Annotated in this window: 21 protein-coding genes; 10 read left to right on the top strand and 11 right to left on the bottom strand. The window is 73.5% G+C overall.

Translation table 11 applies throughout. The features are described from left to right. Positions 1-44: 44 nt before the first annotated feature. From KV205_RS31325 to KV205_RS31355, 7 genes are all read right to left on the bottom strand, one after another. Complete coding sequence (locus KV205_RS31325; protein WP_265868226.1) at positions 45-1,175, bottom strand: glycosyltransferase; 1,131 nt, start codon at positions 1,173-1,175, stop codon at positions 45-47. 8 nt (positions 1,176-1,183) lie between these two features. Beyond that, the gene (locus KV205_RS31330; RefSeq protein ID WP_265868195.1) at positions 1,184-1,969 is read right to left on the bottom strand and encodes a polysaccharide deacetylase family protein; all 786 of its coding nucleotides are present in this window, start codon (positions 1,967-1,969) and stop codon (positions 1,184-1,186) included. Continuing rightward, positions 1,881-4,298 (bottom strand): lipid II flippase MurJ, encoded by a 2,418-nt coding sequence (locus KV205_RS31335; RefSeq protein ID WP_374214756.1) that lies wholly within the window; start codon positions 4,296-4,298, stop codon positions 1,881-1,883. The genes KV205_RS31330 and KV205_RS31335 overlap by 89 nt, the downstream gene beginning before the upstream one ends. Next, a complete protein-coding gene (locus KV205_RS31340; protein ID WP_265868196.1) occupies positions 4,291-5,634 on the bottom strand; it encodes an O-antigen ligase in 1,344 nt (447 codons plus the stop codon). The genes KV205_RS31335 and KV205_RS31340 overlap by 8 nt, the downstream gene beginning before the upstream one ends. A gap of 2 nt (positions 5,635-5,636) precedes the next feature. Then, positions 5,637-7,088: an exopolysaccharide biosynthesis polyprenyl glycosylphosphotransferase gene (locus KV205_RS31345; RefSeq protein WP_265868197.1), complete on the bottom strand. Its 1,452-nt coding sequence runs from the start codon at positions 7,086-7,088 to the stop codon at positions 5,637-5,639. Then, positions 7,085-8,257, bottom strand: a complete 1,173-nt coding sequence (locus tag KV205_RS31350; RefSeq protein ID WP_265868227.1) for a glycosyltransferase — start codon at positions 8,255-8,257, stop codon at positions 7,085-7,087. Before KV205_RS31350 ends, KV205_RS31345 begins: the two co-directional genes overlap by 4 nt. Positions 8,258-8,399: 142 nt before the next feature. Further along, a complete protein-coding gene (locus KV205_RS31355; protein ID WP_265868198.1) occupies positions 8,400-9,635 on the bottom strand; it encodes a DUF3344 domain-containing protein in 1,236 nt (411 codons plus the stop codon). Between the two features lie 382 nt (positions 9,636-10,017). Here KV205_RS31355 and KV205_RS31360 point away from each other — a divergent pair, with 382 nt between their 5' ends. From KV205_RS31360 to KV205_RS31385, 6 genes are all read left to right on the top strand, one after another. Next, entirely contained in the window at positions 10,018-10,260 is a 243-nt protein-coding gene (locus KV205_RS31360; protein WP_265868199.1) for a chaplin, read from the top strand. Positions 10,261-10,584: 324 nt separating this feature from the next. Then, complete coding sequence (locus KV205_RS31365; protein WP_265868200.1) at positions 10,585-11,364, top strand: hypothetical protein; 780 nt, start codon at positions 10,585-10,587, stop codon at positions 11,362-11,364. Between the two features lie 264 nt (positions 11,365-11,628). Then, entirely contained in the window at positions 11,629-11,922 is a 294-nt protein-coding gene (locus tag KV205_RS31370) for a hypothetical protein (protein WP_265868201.1), read from the top strand. Between the two features lie 195 nt (positions 11,923-12,117). Further along, a complete protein-coding gene (locus KV205_RS31375; RefSeq protein ID WP_265868202.1) occupies positions 12,118-13,212 on the top strand; it encodes a hypothetical protein in 1,095 nt (364 codons plus the stop codon). Between the two features lie 112 nt (positions 13,213-13,324). Continuing rightward, a complete protein-coding gene (locus KV205_RS31380; protein WP_265868203.1) occupies positions 13,325-13,822 on the top strand; it encodes a hypothetical protein in 498 nt (165 codons plus the stop codon). A gap of 339 nt (positions 13,823-14,161) precedes the next feature. After that, positions 14,162-14,446, top strand: a complete 285-nt coding sequence (locus KV205_RS31385) for a chaplin (RefSeq protein WP_265868204.1) — start codon at positions 14,162-14,164, stop codon at positions 14,444-14,446. Between the two features lie 72 nt (positions 14,447-14,518). Here the strand turns inward: KV205_RS31385 and KV205_RS31390 are convergent, their stop codons facing one another. Together KV205_RS31390 and KV205_RS31395 are read right to left on the bottom strand one after the other, a co-directional pair. After that, a complete protein-coding gene (locus KV205_RS31390; RefSeq protein WP_265868205.1) occupies positions 14,519-15,385 on the bottom strand; it encodes a tyrosinase family protein in 867 nt (288 codons plus the stop codon). Next, positions 15,369-15,845, bottom strand: a complete 477-nt coding sequence (locus KV205_RS31395; RefSeq protein WP_265868206.1) for a tyrosinase family oxidase copper chaperone — start codon at positions 15,843-15,845, stop codon at positions 15,369-15,371. Before KV205_RS31395 ends, KV205_RS31390 begins: the two co-directional genes overlap by 17 nt. Before the next feature lie 150 nt (positions 15,846-15,995). Between KV205_RS31395 and KV205_RS31400 the strand changes: the two genes are divergently transcribed. Genes KV205_RS31400 through KV205_RS31410 form a run of 3 tightly spaced genes read left to right on the top strand, consistent with a single transcriptional unit; the run spans position 15,996 to position 18,184 of the window. After that, a complete protein-coding gene (locus tag KV205_RS31400) occupies positions 15,996-16,499 on the top strand; it encodes a DUF5949 family protein (protein ID WP_265868207.1) in 504 nt (167 codons plus the stop codon). Between the two features lie 19 nt (positions 16,500-16,518). Then, positions 16,519-17,175 carry a vitamin K epoxide reductase family protein gene (locus tag KV205_RS31405; RefSeq protein WP_265868208.1) on the top strand — a complete coding sequence of 219 codons (657 nt, stop codon included), beginning with the start codon at positions 16,519-16,521 and terminating at the stop codon, positions 17,173-17,175. A 1-nt stretch (position 17,176) separates the two neighbouring features. Continuing rightward, on the top strand, positions 17,177-18,184 hold the full coding sequence (locus KV205_RS31410) for a glycoside hydrolase family 26 protein (RefSeq protein WP_374214757.1): 1,008 nt from the start codon (positions 17,177-17,179) through the stop codon (positions 18,182-18,184). Here the strand turns inward: KV205_RS31410 and KV205_RS31415 are convergent. Both KV205_RS31415 and KV205_RS31420 read right to left on the bottom strand, forming a co-directional pair. Next, positions 18,150-18,770, bottom strand: a complete 621-nt coding sequence (locus KV205_RS31415; protein ID WP_306806358.1) for a TetR family transcriptional regulator — start codon at positions 18,768-18,770, stop codon at positions 18,150-18,152. The two genes, KV205_RS31410 and KV205_RS31415, sit on opposite strands and share 35 nt — an antisense overlap. Before the next feature lie 44 nt (positions 18,771-18,814). Continuing rightward, on the bottom strand, positions 18,815-19,507 hold the full coding sequence (locus tag KV205_RS31420; protein WP_265868210.1) for a hemolysin III family protein: 693 nt from the start codon (positions 19,505-19,507) through the stop codon (positions 18,815-18,817). Positions 19,508-19,712: 205 nt separating this feature from the next. Between KV205_RS31420 and KV205_RS31425 the strand changes: the two genes are divergently transcribed. After that, complete coding sequence (locus KV205_RS31425) at positions 19,713-21,536, top strand: phosphoenolpyruvate carboxykinase (GTP) (protein WP_265868211.1); 1,824 nt, start codon at positions 19,713-19,715, stop codon at positions 21,534-21,536. The last annotated feature ends 41 nt before the right edge of the window (positions 21,537-21,577 follow it).

Consider the following 21,577-nt stretch of genomic DNA (forward strand, 5'->3'; position numbering starts at 1 on the left):
GAACCCCCCTCGTTTACGAGGGGGAGGAAGCCAAGACACAGGTCTCACTTCACGGGGCGGGGGCCGCGGACGGCCCGGTGGTAGAGGGACAGCAACTGCTCGGCGCTGTGCGCGATGTCGTAACGGCGGAGGGCCTCCGGCGGCACCAACCGCCCGCCCCGCTCCCGCAGCACCTCGTCCAGCGCGGCGGCCAGCTCGGGCACCGCCCCGCCGACCCGCCGCGCTCCGGGCGCCGCCTCCGGCGGCAGGTCCTCGATCGCCGGACACGCCACATACAGCGCGGGCAGCCCGGCCGCGAGCGCCTCGACGACGGCGAGCCCGAAGGTCTCGTCGGGCGACGCGGACACGAACACGTCCATCGCGGCGAGCAACGACGGCAGATCGGGCCTTTCACCCGGTCCCTCCGGCGGGTCCGGCACCGCGCCCGTCAGCAGCACCCGGTCCGCCGCGCGGCACTCCGCGGCGAGGCGCAGGAGCTTGGCGCGTTCGGGGCCGTCGCCGACGAGGAGGAGGTGGGCGTCCGGGAGGGCGGAGACCGCGCGGAGGAGGCGGTCGAAGTGCTTGCCGGGGGTGAGGCGGCCGACGCCGCCGACGACGAAGGCGTCGGGGGGCAGGCCGAGGGCGGTGCGGGTGCGGGCGCGGGCGGTGGGGTCGTGGGCGAAGCGGGTGGTCTCGATGCCGTTGGGGACCACGTGGATACGGGTCGGGGGGACGCCCCAGCGGGCGAGGCGGCGGGCGACGCTCGGGGAGACGGCGACCGTGGAGGTGCCGAGGCGTTCCGTCGCCAGGTACAGGGCGCGGGTGCCGGCGGAAAGGCGCCGGCCCTCGATCTGGGCGTCGCCGAGGGAGTGTTCGGTCGCGATGACGGACCGTACGCCGGCGAGCCGGGCCGCCGGCCGGCCGTACACGCAGGCCCGGTAGAGATGGGTGTGCACCAGGTCGTAGCCGCCCTGGCGGATCAGCCGGGTGAGCCGGGGGAGCGCGCCGACGTTGCGGTTGCCGGTCATGCCGAGGTGGGTGACGGGGGTGCCGTCCGCCTCGATGCCGTCGGCGACCGCGCCGGGGTTGGTGAGGGTCACCACGCGGCTCCGCACCGGCAGATGGCGCAGCAGCAGCCGCAGCTGCTGCTCGGCGCCGCCGATGCCGAGGCCGGTGATGACGTGCAGCACCTTCAGGTCACGGCTCATGACAGGACCGACCGGGCCGGGCCGCTCCGCGCGGGGATCAGATCGACGGGGCGGCGGCGCCGCAGCGGGTGCAGGACGCGCTTCGCGGTGAGCCGCCACGAGGTGTCCTCCTCGCCGACGTGCACCCGCGGCAGCGCGTACGTACCGGACAGCGGCCCCGGGTCGATGGCGCAGCCGTACGCGTAACCCGCCTTGCGGACCGCGCGCGTGACCCGGGCGTCGACCGTCCCGTACGGGTAGCAGAAGCCGTCCACCGGACCGCCGGTGATGTCCTCGATCAGTTCCCGGCTGTGCCGGGTCTCGGCGGCGAGCGTCGCGTCGTCGGCGTCCGTCAGGGACACGTGGTGCAGTCCGTGCGAGCCGATCTCCATGCCGGCGGCGGCCGCCTTGCGGATGCCGTCCTCGTCGAGCAGCGGCTTGCGCGGCCCGTGCGCGTCCCACGCGTTGTCGCCGCCGAGCCGCCCCGGCAGCACGTACACCGTCGCCGTGAAGCCGTGCCGGCGCAGCAGCGGCACCGCCGACTCCAGGAAGTCCGCGTAGCCGTCGTCGAAGGTCAGGCCGACGAGTCCGCGCTCGCGGCCCGCCGCGGTCGCCGCGAGCAACTCCCGTACGGAGACCCCGCGCAGCCCCCGGTCGCCGAGCCAGTGCAGCTGGCGGGCGAAGCGCACGGGGGAGACGGTCACCCGGTACGGATCATCGGGTGCGTCCGCGATCGAGTGGTACATCGCGACCCACAGGGGAGGCTTCGGCAGCAGACGACGCAGCACGGCTGGGGCGGGCATGGGGGGTCCTTCGGAGGGGTCGGAGGGTTCGGCGGGGGGAGCGGGGCAGGGGCGGGATCTCGGGCGCCTTGGCGGCGCACGCGACGAAGAGCAGGAAGACGCCGACGACGACGAGCGCGGCGACGGTGAGCGAGAGCAGCGGCGGGTCGATCGCCACCGAGCACAGCCAGCCCGCGCCGGTCGCCCACGCGCCGGCCGTGGCGAGCCGCAGCAGGCCCTCGCCGAGCCGGCGCACGTCGACCGGCACGGACTGCCGGTGCGCGCCGAGCAGCAGCATCACGGCGGTCAGGGTGATGCCGAAGGCGTTGGCGCCGGCGATGCCCGCGGCGCCCCACAGGTGCGCGGCGCCCGCGCCGGTCACGGCGGTCGCGGCGAGCCCGGCGCCCATCGCGGCGGCCGGGTACCAGAGCGGGCGGACCGCGGAGAAGTAGCAGCGGACCAGGGCGCCGACCATCGTCTGGCCGAGCAGCCCGAGCGCGTACACCCGCATCACGGCGGCGGTGGCGGCGGTGTCGCCGGTGTCGAACGCGCCGCGCTCGAAGAGGAGTCCGACGATCTGCGGCGCGGCGGCGATCACCGTCGACGCGCCGATCAGCACGACGACCGCGGCGAGCAGCAGATCCCGCTCGACCCGGCGGCGGGCCGCCTCCGCGTCGCCGGCGGCGAGCGCCCGGGCGATGATCGGGAAGCTGACCGTGCACAGCATCAGGGAGAGGATCATCGGCATCTGCGCGACCTTCTGCGCGTAGTTCAGATGCGAGATCGCGCCGGCCGGGAGCGGCGAGGCGAGGAAGCGTTCGATGAGGATCTGCGACTGCCGGGTCAGCGCGAAGACGACGACCGGGGCGATCATCCCGAGGACCAGGAGCCGGTTGTCGCCGCCGCCCGGGGCGGGGGGCTTCGGCTCCGTCTTCGGGACGGGCCGGGAGCGCAGCTCCCGCAGCAGCGACGGCGCCTGGACGAGCACCATCAGGACGCCGCCGACCGCGACCCCGGCGGCGGCGGACCGCACGCCGAGCGGTTCGCGCAGGACGAGCGTGGTGCCGATGATGCCGACGTTGTACGCGACGTAGATCGCCGCCGGCGGCAGGAACGAGCCGTGCGCGCGCAGCGCCGCCGAGCAGTACCCGGCGAGCGCGAACGACAGCACGCAGGTGGCCGTGAGCCGCGTGCAGTCCACCGCGAGCTTCGGGTCCGGAAGGCCGGGCGCGAGCGCGGAGACGAGCCACGGCGCGAGGAAGACGAGGAGCGCGGAGGCGGCGGCGACACCGAGGACGAGCCGGGGGAGCGTGGCGCGTACGAGGGTACGGACGGGGTCGCCGAACAGGCTGCCGGCGCGGCGGGCCAGCGCCCGGGAGAACGCCGGCACCAGGATCAGCGCCATCGCGTCCTCGATGAGCAGCGTCGACGCGAACTCCGGCACCGTCCAGGCCACCAGGAACGCGTCGGTCTCGGCGCCCGCGCCGAAGTACCCGGCGAGGATCTGGTCCCGGACCAGGCCGAGGACCGCGCCGACGGCGGTCAGCACCGCCGTCACGGCCGCCGCCCGCAGCAGGAAGCGGCCCGACGGCGACCACTTGGTACGGCGCCGGGCGTGCCGGGCCCGGACGGACGGCTCCTCCGGCGGACCGGCGGGCCGGGCACCGTGGCCGAGGGGCCGGCCGCCGAGCAGCGGCGGCCGGGCCGCCTCGCCCGGCACCGAACGGCTGGTGATGACCATGGGGCCGCGCCGCACCACCCGGCTGCCGCCGGCCGGGGTCCGGCCGTCGGTCGCGCCCGCGAGGTCCCACGGGTCGCGCGGCGGCCGCCCGGGCCCCATGCCCGGCTGGGTGCCCGGCTCGGCGGCCGGGCCGCGCGGCTCCACCCCGCACAGCAGATCGGGGCCGCTGCCGGCCGCCCACGGATCGGCGGGGCCCGTGTCCGCGCGCCCCGCCCCGCCGCCGCCCCGCGCGCCGTCCCCGCCCGGCACGCCCGCCGGCAGGTCGCACAGCGGGTCCTCGGGCGCGAGCAGCGACCAGGGGTCGCCGGGCCCGAGCGGGGGAGTGCGGTCGGCGCGGCCGTAGGGGAGGCGGAGTTGCAGGGTGGTGTCCGACGCCCACGTCGCCCCGTCGCCCCCGGCACCAGCACCGCCCCCGGCACCGGAGCCGGCCCGCCCGCCGGGTCCCCCGGCACGGCCGGGCACACCGTCGCCCGGGGCGTGCTCGCCGGTCGTCCCGCCCGCCCTCTCGCCGCCCGGCGCCCCGGCCGCCCACGCCCCGGCCCCGCCCAGGTCGAGGCCGTGGGCGGGGGTGTCGGCCGGGGGCCGGGAGGCGGACCGGGAGTCAGGCATCGCGCACCTCCGCCAGCGACCACCAGGCCGCCAGGCCGAGGACGACGGACATCAGGACCGTCGAGGGGCCGCCGATGTCCGCGTAGAAGAAGTCGATGAGCTGCCACGCCAACAGCCCGACCGCCACCAGCGCGCAGTCCGCGCCGCGCCGGCGCCGGCGCAGCGCCGCGACAAGCAGCGCCGCCCAGCTGCCGGCGAGGGCGAGCAGCCCGATCAGGCCCTGCTCGCTGAGGACCAGGAGGTACATGTTGTGCGGGGACAGCAGCGGCTGGCGGGCGAAGGCGGCGCCCGCGCCCGCCGTGTCGCTGCCGGAGGACAGGGCGAGCGAGGCGTTGGAGTCGCGGTAGGCCGGGAAGCCCTTGAGGCCGACGCCGGTCAGCGGCTCGGAGCGCCACATGCGGCCGGCCGCCGCCCACATCGTGTACCGGTCGGTGACCGACTGGTCGGGCGCGGCGGTCACCTGGGTGATGCTGGTGACGCGCTCCTTCACCATGTCGGAGCCGATGCCGAACCCGCCCACCAGGACCACCCCGAGGGCCGCGCCGGCGAGCGCGGCCCGGGCGGCCCGGCGCGGACCGGAGAGCAGCAGCTGGAGACCCACGGCGAGCACGGTCGCGATCCACGCGCCCCGGCTGAACGACAGCACGAGCGGCACGAACAGCAGCCCCGCACAGACCAGCGCCGCCGTCCGGACCCGGCTGCCCGCCCGGCCCCCGAGGGCGAGGCCCGCCGCGATCACCAGGCCGTACGCGACGACTGTCGCCATGCCCATGACGTCCGTGGCGCCGAAGGTGCCGACCGCCCGGATGTCCGCGCCCTGGTACGAGGCGCCGGTGCCGGTCGCGAACTGGAGCACGCCCACCCCGCCCTCAAGCAGGGCGAGCCCGACCAGACCCCACGCCACCACGGCGAAGTCCCGCCGGTCGCGGATCATCACGAGCACCGCGCCCGGCACAAGGACGAAGATCTGCAGATAGCGGGCCACCCCCGGCAGGCTGGCGCCCGGGTCGTTCGAGGTGATCGCGGCCAGACACACACCGAGCACCGGCAGACCGAGCACGACCGCCGCCGCCCGGGTCAGCGGCCGGGCCCCGCCGCGCACCACCCGCAGCAGACAGATCAGCACGAGCAGCCCCGACGCGGCGTCGGCCACCGTGCCCGAGCCGCCCGTCCCGCCCTGCGCGCCGCCGCCGCCCGGCACAAGCAGCAGCGCGATCACCGCGAGCACCGGGGACAGCGCCCCGGCCCGGCGCGCCCACTCCCGTACCTCGGAGCGGGCCGCGAGCCCGGTGTCCGGCACCGGCACCGGCGCAGTCGCCGTCACGGCCGTGGTCATCGTCAGCTTCCCGTCGGTCGCACGAGGCCGGCCGCCGTACGCAGCAGGATGCAGACGTCCTGCCAGAGCGACCAGTGGTCGATGTAGTGGTTGTCGAAGCGGCAGCGGTCCTCGATCGAGGTGTCACCGCGCAGCCCGTGCACCTGGGCCAGACCGGTCAGCCCCACCGGCATCCGGTGCCGGGCCGCGTAACCCGCGTGGATCCGGCTGAACTGGGCCACGAAATACGGGCGTTCGGGCCTCGGCCCGACCAGGCTCATGTCCCCGCGCAGCACGTTCCACAGCTGCGGCAGCTCGTCCAGCGAGGTCTTCCGCAGGAAGTGCCCGGCCGGGCTCATCCGCCGGTCGTTCGCGATGCTCCACTGGGTCGCCGACTCCGTCTCGTCGGCCGGCTTGAGCGTACGGAACTTCAACAGTGTGAACAGGCGCCCGTTCTGACCCACCCGCTCCTGCCGGAACAGCACCCCGGGCCCGTCCGCGATCCGCACCGCCAGCGCGCACGCCATGAGGACCGGCAGCGCGAGCGCGAGCGCCGGACCGGCCAGCGCCACGTCCAGGGCGCGCTTCGCGGTCAGCCCGCGCCGCTCGCCCAGCGGCACCAGACGCCGGCAGCCGTACCCCCACAGGTGGTCGCCCATCGGACCGCCCGACTGCTCCCCGCCGACCCGCCAGGTGGCGCAGCCGTGCTGCTGGAACAGCGTCACCAGACCCTCGTCCGCCGCGTCCGAGGAGACCAGTACCGCGTCGCGCACCGTGTTCTGGATGACCGCCCGGTGGACCTCCTCCGTGGTCGTCAGGACCGGAAGCCCCGGCTCGCCGTCCGCGCGCGGCGCGACGATCCCGACCGGCCGCACCCCGTACTCCGGGTGCTGGGCCAGCGCGGCGGCGAACCGCCGGGCCGGGCCCGCCGCGCCCACCACGAGCGCGGACCGCGGATGCGTACGGGCCGTCCGGCGCCGCCGGGCGAGCACCAGACCGCGCACCACGAACACCGCCGTCACCTGCACGGCGTACGCGGCGCACAGCCGCAGCGGTCCGATCACGAGCGCCGGGGCGTACGCGGCGACCGCGGCCGCCGTCACGCACCAGGCGATCCCGGCGCGGGCGGCGAGCGCCGGCACCTCGTCGAGCACCCCGGCGGGCAGCGCGGCCGGCCGGTGCAGCCCGGCCCGCGCGTCGAGCGCCACGACCAGGAGGACGACCGGCAGCGCCAGCTCCCAGCGGCGGTGCGCCGCGGACAGCACACCGACCGCGAGCAGCACGGCCAGCACGTCGGCCGCGACCAGCGGCACGGCCGCGTACCGCTCCCGCAGGGGCCGGCGCACCGGCAGCGCGAGCCGGTCGGACGCCGTCCGCGGCGAGGCGGGCGAGGCGAGGGAGGCGAGACCGGAGAACTGGCCCGCCACGGGCCACGGGCCCGGCGAAGGGTTGACGCTGGTGCTTTCGGTTGTCACTGTGCGATCGGCTCTCTGTGCTCCGTGCACCGCACTCCGGCCACTTCGCGGTAGAGCTCCGCGACGGCCGCGCCGGTGCGCCGCACATCGAATCTGCTGAGTACGTGCTCGCGGGCCTCCCGGCCCAGCGAGTGCCGCAGCTCGGTACGGCCCAGAAGGCGGCCGAGCGCGGCGGCGAGCGCCGCGGGGTCCCCGGACGGGACCAGGCAGTGCTCCTCGTGGCCGGGCGGCAGACTCTCCCGCGCCCCGTCCACGTCACCGACCACCACGGGCCGCCCGCTCGCCATCGCCTCCAGGGGCGCGAGCGCCATGCCCTCCCAGCGGGACGGCAGGACGACCAGGTCGGCGGCCCGGTACCAGGGCGCGGGGTCGGCCACCGCGCCGGTGAAGTGCACCGAGAAGTACGGGTCGGCGGTCGCCCGCAGCGCCGCCGCGTCCGGGCCGTCGCCGACCAGGACGAGACGGGCCTCCGGCACGGCGGCGAGCACCGCGGGCCATGCGTCGAGCAGGACGTCCTGCCCCTTCTGCCGGCACAGCCGGCCCACGCACACCACGAGCGGCCCGGCGCCCGGGAGTTCGCACTCCGGGCCCGGGCTCGCGGCCGCGTCGGCGTCGGTGGGCGGCGCGAAACGGGCGGCGTCCACCCCGTTGTGGATCACCGACCAGGCGGCGCGCACCCCGGCGTCCTCGCCGGTACGGCGCTCGGCCGCGCTGACGCACACGATCCGGTCGGTCCAGCGGGCCGCCGCGCGCTCCCACATCCGGGCGAGGGCGGCGGTCGTCCCGTCGACGGCCTCGAAGGACCAGGCGTGCGGCTGGTACACGGTCGGCACCCGGCCGCGCAGCGCGAGCCGGGCGCAGAGCCCGGCCTTGGCGCTGTGCGCGTGGACGAGCGCCGGTCGCACGGCCCGCAGCAGCCGGCCGAGCTCCCGGGTCTCCCTCAGCAGCGCGGGGCCGGGCTCGCGGCCGGCCCGCCAGTCGTACGCCTCGGCGCCCTCCGCCCGTACCGCGGCGGCGAGTTCGGTGCCGGGCGGACAGGCCACGGCGACCCGCAGGCCCGCCGCCAGCTGGCCGCGGACCAGGTCGGTCACGACCCGGGCGACCCCGCCGTCACCGGGCTGGACGGCGTGCAGCACGTCCGGCCCGGGGTCAGTCCGCGTCTTCCGGATCTTGCCGGGGCCGCGACGCCCGGCACGCACATCTGCCGCGTTCTCGTCGGTCGCCATGGCTCCGCCATGTCTCCCTCCTCCGCCTTGCAGCTGCACGCACCGGACGCCGCAGCCTGATCCGGCCTGATCCGAAAGACACGGCCTAGTCCGCGTCGGGCTCGGCTCCTCGGCCGGGCGCGACGAGGGGCAGCAGTCCGGCGCCGGGCTTTCCGAGTCCCGGCTGTGCGAGTCCGGGCTTTCCGGGACCAGGCCTTCCGAGACCGGGTTTTCCGGGGCCCGCCTGTCCGCGGGCCGGCTGTTCGAGGTCCGCCTGGAGGAAGAGCGCGCCGAGCCAGACGGCGTCCTTCCGGCTTCCGAGGCGGATGTGGAAACGATCGGCCCCATGGCGCAGCGCCCCCCGCAGATCGAAGACGTCCGAGTCGTACCCCAGGGTGTTCTGATGAGCGGGCAGTCGTTCCATCCGACTTGTTCCCGATTCCGTGATGCTGGAGTTCATCACGTCGTCCGCGGAATTCGCGGAATCGGAGATCACGCTGCGCGTGACGCTCTTCGCCCGGCCGGTCTCCACCGCCAGGTAATCGCCGGTCGTCCCCCGGTCGCCGTCGTAGCCGACGATCCCGAGGCGCCCGTCCGCACCGTTCGGCACGCGGTGCGCGCCCAGGGCGAGCGGGACCGCGAGCTCCGGGTTCCCCGGCCCGAGCGCCTCGAACCCGTCCCACACGGCGAGCCGGCGCAGCGGCTCGTCGGCCTTCTCGTACGCGGCGACCAGCGTCCAGCCGCCCCAGCCGCCCACGGCGGAGCGGCCCATGGCGACGTTCACCTGGGCGACCGTCCACAGGCCCGAACGGGACGAGCGGACCAGCTCGGTGACGTCGGCGGAGGCCTGGAAGGCGTCGGCGCCGTCGGCGGTGCGGTGGCCGATCGTGGTGTCGGCGAGCACCGCCTTGTACTGGCCGCCGGGCTCGGCGATCAGCACCCGCCCGTTGTCCTTGGGCGGCTTCTGCTCACCCACCCGCAGGTTCCCGCCCCAGTACAGGCGGGCCCAGCTGACCCGGGCGCCGTCGGGCACGCGCAGTTCGGCACGGCTGGAGTTGTAGGTGTTCGGATCGGCGTCGACGTCGACGTACGCGATTGTGGCGCCGTCGTTGGCCGACTCGGTGCCGGCCGCGCCGGTGGCCGAGGTGTTGGCGGCCCGCACGACCCCACCGTGCTGCACCGCCTCGTACCTCGCCGTGAACGGGAGTCGGGCGGACTCCTCGGGCCGGGGCGCCACCGGGGGCGCGGCGGCCGAGGCGGCCGGGAGCGCGGCGGAGAGCGCCGCGCACGAGAAGGCACACACCAGACCCCGACGTACGGCATGAACCGCTGAATTCCGCATACAGGTTCTCCGCTTTGATGAGAGAGAGAAGGGAAGACCCGTGGTGACCGGGGGAGGGAGGAGAGAAGTCGGTCGCGCGAAATGGATGAACGCGCGACGGGACCGGAAGCAACGTTCGGGAACGTTATAACCCCCGCGTCGGGCGATAGTAAGCATTAGATGCTCACAAACGCTAACTTCCGTATCCAACCGGCACGTTCCTCGTTGAGCGTGTTGCGCCTTTCTGGGCCCAGTCACTCGAATGACGCTCCTATGGCCCAAAGATCGGTTGAACGTCACCCGTTCGGGAGAGCAACCGATGAAATCCAGCGGCGTTGTTGATGCAGCCGGGCAATACCGTCCGCGCCGTCCGAGTTGAAAATCGATCGAGGAGACGTTCTCCATGTCCCGTATCGCGAAGGCCGTTGCTCTGTCCGTCGGTGCGGCTGCCGCAGTCGCCGGTTCCGCCGGTGTCGCCGCCGCCAGCGCCGGAGCCGAGGGTGCCGCCGTGCACTCCCCGGGCGTGCTGTCCGGCAACCTGGTCCAGGTCCCGGTTCACGTCCCGGTCAACGTCTGCGGCAACACCGTGAGCGTCATCGGCGCGCTGAACCCGGCCTTCGGCAACACCTGCGTCAACGCCGGCTGACCTTTCGCGCCGGATCGCGGTCCTTCCGAGGCCGGCGCGGCGACCCGTCCGGGTCGCCGCGCCGGCCTTTCGCCGTCCGCCCACCGTGCTGCCCACCGCGCTGCCCCCCTGTGTCGACTCGCCCGGGCCTCGTCCCGGGCCACGTTCGGACGCACCCCCGTGCGCCGCCCGGTGCAACGGCGCACGCCCCGTGCAGGAGCAGGTCAGGCGGGGGGATTCACCCGAACGGATTCGTGGCGCTCAGTAGTCCAGCGGTTGCGGAGCGCTATAGCCGCAGGCACGGTGACAGGGCTGTTGTCCGACGCATAAGGAAAAGGAACACATATGCGTCCCCACGCCTCATCCCGCATCACCGCCCTGGCGATATCGGCCGCACTCACCCTCGGCATGGCGGGACCCGCCTTCGCCGACGAACACCGCCCGTCCGGCCCGGCCGCCCACGCCGGCACCCGGGCCCCGCTCCCCGACTCCGCCGCGCTCCTCGCCCAGGCCCAGGCCCTCGGCGAACTCGGCTCCGTGAGCACCCCGGTGACCGAGCTGATCACCGCGACCCTGAAGGCCGACGACGGGCAGCTGCCCGCCGCCGACGCCGAGGCGTTCAAGGAGAAGATCACGACCGCCCTCGAGGCGGCGAAGGAGACCGCCCCGGTCACGCCCCCCGAGACCCCGGTGACGCCGCCCGCGGCCGAGACCCCGGTGACTCCGCCCGCGGTCGAGACGCCGGCGACCTCGCCGGTGACCTCGGCCGTGACGACGCCCGTGACCTCCGTGGTGCCGACCGGTGTTCGGGCCGCGGCGCCCGCCGACATCGTCGGCGACGCGCTCGCCACGGTCCAGAAGGCGGTCGCCGACCTGCTCGCCGCCGTCACCTCCGGCAACGCCACCGGTGTCGTCCCGCAGGTCACCGCGACCCTGACCTCGCTGGTCAACCTGGCCGTGGCGACCGTCCTCGGCAGCGGTCTGCCGGCCCCGAACCTGGCCGGACTGCCCACGCTGCCGAGCCTCCCGGTCTCCACGGACACCCTGCCGGTGAAGCCGCCGGTCTCCACGGACACTCTCCCGGTCACGCCGCCGGTGTCGACGGGCGCCCTGCCGGTCCGCTAGCCGGATCCCCGCACCCCGGGGCCGGGTCCGTCCCAGAACTTCTGGGCGGGCCCGGCCCCTTTCGCGCCGGCGTGCGCGGGCGGTCCGTCAATCACACCGGTTCCCTTCCTTCGGGTGCAGTGTCGAGAAATCGCCGCTCACGGAGTTTCCCGGGCGGCGGACGTCTCGTTACAGAGAGCGGAACGACGTACGGGAATCGCGCCAAGAGGCCTGTACGGCAAGCGAGTTGCTCACCGATTGCTCACCGATGGAAGGAACCCCTTCATGAAGCCCACCAAGGTTGCCGCGGCCGTCGCCGGTTCTCTGCTGGCCCTGGGTGTCGCCGCGCCCGCCATGGCCGCGGAAAGCCCGCTGCCCACCAGCCTGGACGGTGGCCTCGGCGCGCTCACCGGCGGGCTGAAGACGGACGCGCTCAGCAACACCACGGAGGGTTCGCCGGTCAAGGCGGTCACAGACACGGCGGAGAAGGTGAACGAGGTCGGCAAGGGCGGCGGCAAGCTGCTCGGCGGCCTGCCGGTGGGCGCCAGCCCGCTGGGTGTCGGCCAGCTGGGCGGCTGACGGCGGCTCGGCCCGCCGGTGCGGTGGACGGCCCTGGCGATTTCCGGCCAGGGCCGTGCCTTTTGCCTCCATCCGGGGTCCGATTGAATGATTTTCTGATGGTATGTCGTGTTGCTCCCGCTTCCCGAGGTTCCGCTTCCTACGCTCGCGTACGTCCCACGCAGTCGGAGGCGTGGCATGTGGAGGAAGAGCGGAATGCGACCCAACATCAGCAGGAAAGTCCTCACGACCGCCGCGGCGACCGGCATCCTGTCCCTCACCGGCGGCATCGGTCTCGCCATGAACTCCGTGGCCGCGACGGGCGATCCGTCCACCACCGGCACCGGTCAGCACGCGCAGGCGCCCCTGCCGGGCAACGTCTGCGGCCACCACGCCGGGCTGGGCGGAGAGCTCTCCGCCGCGGTCGACGACATCTGCCGGCAGGCGGTCGAGTCCGCGGTGCGGGGCGGCGGGCACGACGACCCCGACGGCTACGGCGACGACGAGGGCGGCCACCCCAAGCCGAAGCCCACGGACCACCCGGGATGCGAGGAGGGCGGATACGGCCACGGCTGCGAGACGGATCACCCGACGACGCCGCCGACGACGACCCCGCCGACGACGACGCCGCCGACGACGACCCCGCCGACGACGACGCCGCCGACGACGACGCCGCCGACGACGACGCCGCCCACGACCACGCCGCCGACGACGACCCCTCCCACCACGACTCCTCCTTGCGAGGAGGGTGAGCACGGTCCGGGCTGCGAGACGACCCCGCCCACGACCACGCCGCCGACGACGACCCCGCCGACGACGACCCCGCCGACGACGACTCCGCCCACTACGACTCCTCCCTGTGAGGAGGGTGAGCACGGTCCGGACTGCGAGACGACTCCGCCGACCACGACTCCGCCGACCACGACTCCGCCGACGACCACGCCGCCGACGACGACCCCGCCGACGACCACGCCGCCGACGACGACCCCGCCGACGACGACTCCGCCCACCACGACTCCTCCCTGTGAGGAGGGTGAGCACGGTCCGGGCTGCGAGACGACCCCGCCCACGACCACGCCGCCCACCACTACCCCGCCGACCACGACGCCGCCCACCACCACGCCCCCCTGTGAAGAGGGCGAGCACGGTTACGGCTGCGAGACCGACCACCCGCACCTGCCGGACACCGGTAGCGACTCCGCCGCCCTCATGGGCGCCGCGGCCATCAGCGCCGCGCTCGTCATCGGCGGCACCGTGATGTACCTGCGCGGCGGCCGGCTGGTCAGCGGCGGCCGCGGCCGCCGGCACTGACGCGACATGACGTGACGTCAACCGAGGCCCCCGCCCTCACCGGTGGGGGCCTCGTGTTGCTGCACTCAGGGGAATCCCGTCACGTATCGGCCCCGCAACTCGTTTGCAGGACATGAATCTGCGATCTCACGCCGGTCTGGGCCTCCTCGCCGCCGCCCTCGCCTCGGTGGCCCTGGCCCCCACCGCCTCCGCCGACGCCCCCGTGGTCGTCCCGCTGCAGGGCCTGGAGCCGGTGCTCCCGATGGACGCCCCCACGGTCGCCACCGGTGTCCCCACGCCGATCCCGGGCGCGCCCACCGGCTTCCACGAGGGCACCGGCGCGCTGCCGGACCTCAGCCTGCCCCGCCTCCCGCTCGCGAGCACCCTGTCGGAGACCGACATCGCGGCGCCGCTGCCCGAGGTGCTGCGCGGCAGCGAGCCCGGCACCGCCGAGCTCAGCAGCCCGCGCTCCGAGATGCAGGCCGTCACCCCCGGCGCCACCATCGGCAACGCGCTGCACGCGCCGCAGGGCGACCCGCTCGGGCTGCCCGGGCTCGGGGTCCCCGAGGTCGGTCTGCTCACCCCCGCGCTGAACGGTGCGCTCGACCCGCAGCTGGGTCTCGCCCCCTGACTCGCACCTGACTCGTCCCCGACTCGCCCCCCGACCGTTTGCGCAGGTCTTGTGCAGAGCGCTGGTTCGGCGGGTGAAGACACGATTCTTCCCGCCACCCATGGGGCTCGCGCTCGTTGCAAGTGAAGGCTTGTCGCATGGCCGCGGCCCGCGGAACACCGGTCCGGCCCGTCGTATCCGACGGCGGGCGGACAGCTGATCCGCGGGCCATCTCTTCCGATTCTGATTTTTCTTCGCTCCCATTCGGCGCAATGCCCGTGACTCGTGCGCGCTTTCGCCGTTGAAGGACGCGTGTGGCCGTGATTCTCGCGGTCTCTTTCCCCGTTCAAGGAGTTCTTGATGTCTCGCATCGCGAAGGCTGCCGCTGTTATCGCCGGCACCGGTGCCGTTGCCCTCAGCGGGGCCGGCCTGGCCGTCGCCGACGCCGGCGCCGAGGCTGTCGCCGCCCACTCGCCCGGTGTCGCTTCCGGCAACGTCGTGCAGGTTCCGATCCACGTTCCGGTCAACCTCTGCGGCAACACCGTCAACGTCATCGGTCTGATCAACCCGGCCTTCGGCAACCAGTGCGCGAACGTCGACGGCGGCCACGACCGCGGCCACGACGACGGCGGCTACGGCGGCTGACCCTCCGCCTCCCCGTAGGCAGTCACGACGGCGTCCCCCCGGCCCGCACACCCGCGGGCCGGGGGGACGCTGTCATGCGTAGCGGTAGATGCCGCTGTGGTCGAGCAGCTCGGACGGCGCGACGTTCCACGGGCCCATCCGCTCCCGCAGCGCCGCGACCTTGCGGTACTGCGGGTCGCCGAGCGGCGGCGGGTCCTTCGGCAGATAGCCCGCGCCCGGGTTGCGGGCCTGCCAGCGCGACCACAGCAGGTCCACGTAGGCGTGGTGCAGCCAGAACACCGGGTCGTTGACCGAGCCGCCGCCGAGCATCAGGCCGCCGACCCAGCGGTGCACCCGGTTGTGCAGCTGGAAGCGGGCGTTGCCGGTGCCCGGGCCCCAGCCCTCGACGCGGTTGCGGAAGCCGGTGGCGCTGGTGGAGTTCCACGGCGCCGTGTCGTACGTACGCTCCCGCAGCGCCGTGTCCACGTCGGCGGCGGTGGGCAGCGTGATCGGGTCGCCCGGGCGGCCGAAGTCCCGGCTCAGGTACTTCTGCTCGGTCATGCCGTGGCGGACGGTCCAGCGCCCGGTGGCGTACGCGAAGGGGCCGGTCGTCACCTGGTGGTCGCCGGGCCGTCCGTTGCCGCCGAGGAAGTCCTCGCCCCACAGGGACGCGGCCGGGGTGTTGTCCCGGGTCCAGTCCCAGTACGGCACGGTCACCGACGGGTCGATCTTGCGCAGCGCCCGCTCGAACTCGAGCAGGAACTTGCGGTGCCAGGGCAGGAAGCTGGGGCACATGTGGGCGACGCGCAGCTTCCCCTCCCCGTCGGAGACGTAGTAGTCGATGTGGGTGCGGACGAACTCGTCGTATCCCCCGGCCCGCTTGAGCTCCAGGACCGCGGAGACGAAGCGCCGGCGCTCGGCGCTCGTCAGGTCGCGCTGGTTCTTACGCGTGTACGCCACGCGGGCTCCCTCCCGGATTGGCGGCCCCGGCGTCGTGGCCGCCGTGGCCCGCGGCGTACCGGCTCAGCGGCTCGGGGCCGAGCTCGGCCACGGCCGCGCGGGTGGCCGCGAGCGGCGTGGGGCAGGACTCGTAGTGGTAGACCGGGGTGACCCAGCCGCCGTCGGCGCAGCGCATCAGGTGCAGCGGCCGGCCGTCGACGAGCGCCACGGGCTCGCCGGTGGGGCCCGCGAAGCCCCGGATGCGCCGGCCCGCGTACATCTCGTCGAACTCGTCGAACTCGTCGAACTCGTCGAACTCGTCGAACTCGTCGAAGGCGGGCAGGTTGTCGCCGGTGTCGTACGGTCCGGTCCGGTTAGGCCGGTCCGGTATGGCGGTGATACGGGTGAGCGCGCCGCCGGTGAAGGCGGTGACGGCCAGTGCGAAAAGCGAACGCACGGCCACCCGGCGCGGGACGATCATGAGTGATCTCCTGGGGTCGAAAAGGTGCCCTATGGGCACAACGATGAAAACCCCGGTTCGTTGCGGCGGAAATGCCGGCGGGCGGATTCTCGGCCGAATGAGTGAATTCGGCTCCGGCCTCCGGGTGTTCTTCCCCTAGCATCCGGATTCATGACCACTTCCAACGTCGCGGCCAAGGCGCACAGCGCCCATTCGATGGGGACGCTCACCGTCATCTCGTGGACCCTCGGCCCCACCGACGACATGCCCGCCACCCCCTTTCTGATGGTGTATTCGCTCGGGGACGGCCAGCACGGCCCGGAGGCCGTCGAGGCGGAGCTGCGGACGACCCTGGAGGACATGGGCGTGCAGATCGGCGGCATCGTCGTCGACGCCGGCCAGGACCGCGGGGTCGGCGCGCATCTGCTCGTCGAGGCGGGGCGGGCCGTGCTGACCCTGCCGTTCATGAACGCGCAGTGCCTGGTGCCGCCGGAGTGGCAGGCGGCGGCGTACGAGACGGGCCACGTCATCGTGAAGATCCCGGTCGTGCCGTGGCCGGACGCGCGGCCGGGCGTGCCGGTCACCGAGGACGGACTGAAGGCCTTCCTCATGGACGACCACGTCGTGCGGAACTCGGGTCTCATCGCCGTGCCGGTGAGCCGGATCCAGGGCTGAGCGGACAGGGGGCGCGCTCATGGCGACGGTGAACGCACACCGCGGGACCGGGGTCCCCGGTCAGCGGCAGCAGGAGGAGACCGAGCGGGCGGGCGGAGCGGGGACCGGCGCGAGCCGGGCCTTCGCCTGGATGCTCATGGTGACCGGTGCGGCGGGTGTGCTCGCCGGCTGGGTCATCACCATCGACAAGATCAAGCTGGCCGAGGACCCGGGCTTCCGGCCGGGGTGCAGCCTGAACCCGGTGATCTCCTGCGGCAGCGTGATGCAGAGCGAGCAGGCGGGCGTGTTCGGGTTCCCGAACCCGATGCTGGGCCTCATCACGTACGCCGTCGTCGTCGCCGTGGGCGCCGGGATCCTGGCCGGCGCCCGCTACCGGGGCTGGTTCTGGCTCGGGCTCAACGGCGGGATGCTGTTCGGCGTCGCCTTCTGCACCTGGCTGATGCAGCAGTCGCTGTACCAGATCAACGCCCTGTGCCTGTGGTGCTCGCTGGCCTGGTGCGCGACGATCGTCATGTTCTGGTACACGACCGCGCACAACCTGCGGCACGGGTTCCTGCCCGCGCCCGCCGCCGTGAAGGGCTTCCTGACGGAGTTCACCTTCGCACTGCCGGTGCTGCACATCGGGATCATCGGGATGCTGGTCCTGACCCGCTGGTGGGAGTTCTGGACGAGCTGACGTGCGCTCCCTGACGATCTGGCCGCGAGTGGCGCTGACGGTGCTGCTCGCGGTCGTTCTCGTGTTCCTGCTGCCGTACGGGCGGCTCGCGCCGGACGGGCGGGCGCCGCTGGCGGAGCCCGTACCGCCGCGGGTGACCGTGCCGTCCGGTTTCTTCACCGGCTCTGACGAGGCCGGGGTGCGGCGGATCGCCGGCGTGGAGGAGTGGCTGGGCGGGGCGTCGCTGACCGTCGGGCACACCTATCTGCCGGGCGACCGCTGGTCGAACATCGAGGGGCATCCGGCGCTGTTCGAGCCGTGGGCGCGGTGGAAGGCGGCGCGGCCGGGCCGGATGTTCGTGCTCAACGTGCCGCTGCTCGACCGCAACGAGGAGGGCCTGTCCGACGCGGAGGTGCGGGCGGGGCTGCGGCGCGGGGCGGCCGGGGAGTTCGACGGGCACTTCCGGACGCTGGGCGAACGCCTGGTGACGTACGGGCTCGCGGACGCGGTCCTGGTGCTCGGCTGGGAGATGAACGGCACCACGTACGCGCACCGCTGCGGGCCGGACCCGGAGCGCTGGAAGGCGTACTGGCGGCGGGTGGTGGCGGAGCTGCGGGCGGTGCCGGGGCAGCGGTTCCGCTTCGACTTCACGCCGAGCCGGGGTCTGGACGCGGTGCCCTGGCCGCGCTGCTACCCGGGCGACGACGTGGTGGACGTGATCGGCCTCGACGCGTACGACCAGCCGGCCGGTGTGTCGTTCGAGGAGCAGGTGACGGAGCCGTACGGGCTCGACTTCCACGTCCGGTTCGCGGCGGAGCACGGCAAGCCGGTGTCGTTCCCTGAGTGGGGGCTGTTCCGCAACGGGGACAATCCGGCGTACGTACGGGGGATGCTGGACTGGTTCGCGCGGCACCGGCCGCTCTACCAGACCTTCACCGACTACTGCCCGCACGGGGTGTGGGAGTGCGCGGCGAACCCGGCGTCGGGCGAGGTGGTCAGGGGCGCGTTCGGAGCGTCAGCCCGGCCTTGAGGGTCTCGACGGTCCGGTCGAGCAGCTCCACCAGGTCGTCGCCCCGGCCGTGCTCGGCCCAGTGCACGGTGGCCTCGCGCAGGGCACCGAGGACGGCCGCCGTGAAGACCCGTACCTCCAGGTCGTCGGGGGAGCGGCCGGTGCGCTCGGCGACGGCCCCGGAGAGCAGCCGCCCGGTCTGGGCCGTGGTCTCGGTGAGCCGGGCGCGCACGGCCGGGATCTCCACCATGAGCCGGGCCCGCAGCCGGGTCTCCGCGGGTTCCGCGGCGAGCGAGCCGGTGACGGCGTCCAGGACGACGGCCCGCAGCGAGTCGAGCGGCTCCTCACCGACCGGGCGGGCGCGCAGCCGTGCCAGGAGCAGTTCGTCCTGGTCGTCGGTGAGGACGATGTCCTCCCTCACCGGGAAGTACCGCACCACGGTGGACGGCGACACCTCGGCACCCGCGGCGATCGCCTCGACGGTGGCGGCCTCCCACCCCTGCTCGCCCGCGATCCGATAGGCGGCCCGGCGGATCGCGGCGCGGGTCTTCAGCTTCTTGCGCTCACGCAGCGACGGGCGCTCGGGGGTCTCGGGGGTTTCCGCCATGGCGGACATTGTGCCTGGCCAGGACGGGTGCCCGGGCGGGAGAGCTACGCGTGGCTGTAGGCGACCAGGGAGATGCCGACGTAGTGGACGATGAAGGCGGCGAGGGTGAAGGAGTGGAAGACCTCGTGGAAGCCGAACCAGCGGGGTGAGGGGTTCGGGCGCTTGATGCCGTAGATGACGCCGCCCGCGCTGTAGAGCAGGCCGCCGACGATCACCAGGACGAGGACGGCGATGCCGCCGGCCCGCATGAAGTCGGGGAGGAAGAAGACGGCGGCCCAGCCCATCGCGATGTAGCACGGGGTGTAGAGCCAGCGCGGGGCGCCGACCCAGAAGACCCGGAAGGCGATGCCGGCGGCGGCCGCGGCCCAGACCGCCCACATGAGGGGCCGTCCGGTGGAGTCGGGGAGGAGCAGCAGCGTCAGCGGGGTATAGGTGCCCGCGATGATCAGGAAGATATTGGCGTGGTCGAGGCGCCGGAGCACCGCCTCGCCGCGCGGACCCCAGTCGCCCCGGTGGTACAGCGCGCTGATGCCGAAGAGCAGGCAGGCCGTGAGGACGTAGACACCGCAGGCGATCCGGGCCCGCGGCGAGTCGGAGAGGGCGACCAGAACAAGCCCCGCGACGATCACCGCGGGGAACATTCCGGCGTGCAGCCAGCCTCGGAGTCTCGGCTTGAGCGGGAGCGGCAGCGCCGGGCGCTGCTCCATTGCGGTGAGGTCCGGCGAGGCTGCTGTCATGGCTCGCCATCGTACCTACGCCTCCGTAAGCCACGGATATGAGTGGTGATGCTCACGTGTGCGGCCCTCTGGACATATGGGCGCCGGCGTCGGATGATCAAATGAGTGCGGTCGGCACCGGATGAGCGCCTACGACGCAACACACGCATCCGGGTCGCAGCCCCCAAGGGGCATACATCTAAAAACCCCTCTTCAAGGAGCAATCGTGGCGCGCGACAACGCGGCTCCCTCCACCGTCCCCACCCAGCACCAGGAGCTCGTCTCCTGGGTCAACGAGATCGCCGAGATCACCCAGCCCGACCGCGTCGTCTGGTGCGACGGGTCCGAGGCCGAGTACGACCGCCTCGCCGAGGAACTGGTCGCCAAGGGGACCTTCAAGAAGCTGGACCCGGTCAAGCGCCCGAACTCGTACTACGCCGCCTCCGACCCGACCGACGTCGCACGCGTCGAGGACCGGACCTTCATCTGCTCCGAGAAGGAGGAGGACGCGGGCCCGACGAACAACTGGATGGCCCCGGCCGAGATGCGCGAGCTCTTCGCCGGTGACAACGGCATCTTCCGCGGCTCCATGAAGGGCCGCACCATGTACGTCGTGCCCTTCTGCATGGGCCCGGTCGGCTCCCCGCTCTCCGCCATCGGCGTCGAGATCACCGACTCCGCGTACGTCGCCGTCTCCATGCGCACCATGACCCGCATGGGACAGGCCGTCCTCGACGAGCTCGGCACCGACGGCTTCTTCGTCAAGGCCGTGCACTCTGTCGGCGCCCCGCTGGAGGCGGGCCAGGAGGACGTGCCGTGGCCGTGCAGCACCACCAAGTACATCTCGCACTTCCCCGAGAGCCGCGAGATCTGGTCCTACGGCTCCGGCTACGGCGGCAACGCCCTGCTCGGCAAGAAGTGCTACGCGCTGCGCATCGCCTCCGTCATGGCGCGTGACGAGGGCTGGCTCGCCGAGCACATGCTCATCCTCAAGCTCACCCCGCCGCAGGGCGAGTCCCGCTACGTCGCCGCCGCCTTCCCGTCGGCCTGCGGCAAGACGAACCTGTCGATGCTGGAGCCGACCGTCCCCGGCTGGACCGTCGAGACCATCGGCGACGACATCGCCTGGATGCGCTTCGGCGAGGACGGGCGCCTCTACGCGATCAACCCCGAGGCCGGCTTCTTCGGCGTCGCACCCGGCACCGGCGAGCACACCAACGCCAACGCCATCAAGACCCTCTGGGGCAACTCCGTCTTCACCAACGTCGCGCTCACCGACGACAACGACGTGTGGTGGGAGGGCCTCACCGAGGAGACCCCGGCGCACCTGACCGACTGGCGCGGCAACGACTGGACCCCGGAGTCCGAGACCCCGGCCGCCCACCCGAACTCGCGCTTCACGGTCCCGGCCTCGCAGTGCCCGATCATCGCGCCCGAGTGGGAGGACCCCAAGGGCGTCCCGATCTCCGCGATCCTCTTCGGCGGCCGCCGCGCCTCCGCCGTACCGCTGGTCACCGAGTCCTTCGACTGGAACCACGGCGTCTTCCTCGGCGCCAACGTGGCCTCCGAGAAGACCGCCGCCGCCGAGGGCAAGGTCGGCGAGCTGCGCCGCGACCCCTTCGCCATGCTGCCGTTCTGCGGCTACAACATGGGCGACTACATGGCCCACTGGATCAAGGTCGGCGCGAACGCGGACGCCGCGAAGCTCCCGAAGATCTACTACGTGAACTGGTTCCGCAAGAACGACGCGGGCAAGTTCGTGTGGCCCGGCTTCGGCGAGAACAGCCGCGTCCTGAAGTGGATCGTCGAGCGCCTCGACGGCAAGGCCGAGGGCGTCGAGACCCCCATCGGCATCCTGCCGACCAAGGACGCCCTGGACACCGACGGCCTCGAACTGGCCGACGAGGACCTGGACTTCCTGCTCACCGTCGACAAGGACGTCTGGCGCGAGGAGGCCGCCCTGGTCCCCGCCCACCTGGAGACCTTCGGCAGCCACACCCCGAAGGAGCTGTGGGACCAGTACAACAACCTGGTGAAGCGGCTGGGCTGATCCCGCCGATCCCGTAGAGACTCGTGGCGGGTTGCCCCGAT

The organism is Streptomyces sp. SKN60, from assembly GCF_026236535.1.
In the GTDB taxonomy this organism is placed as follows: Bacteria; Actinomycetota; Actinomycetes; order Streptomycetales; family Streptomycetaceae; genus Streptomyces.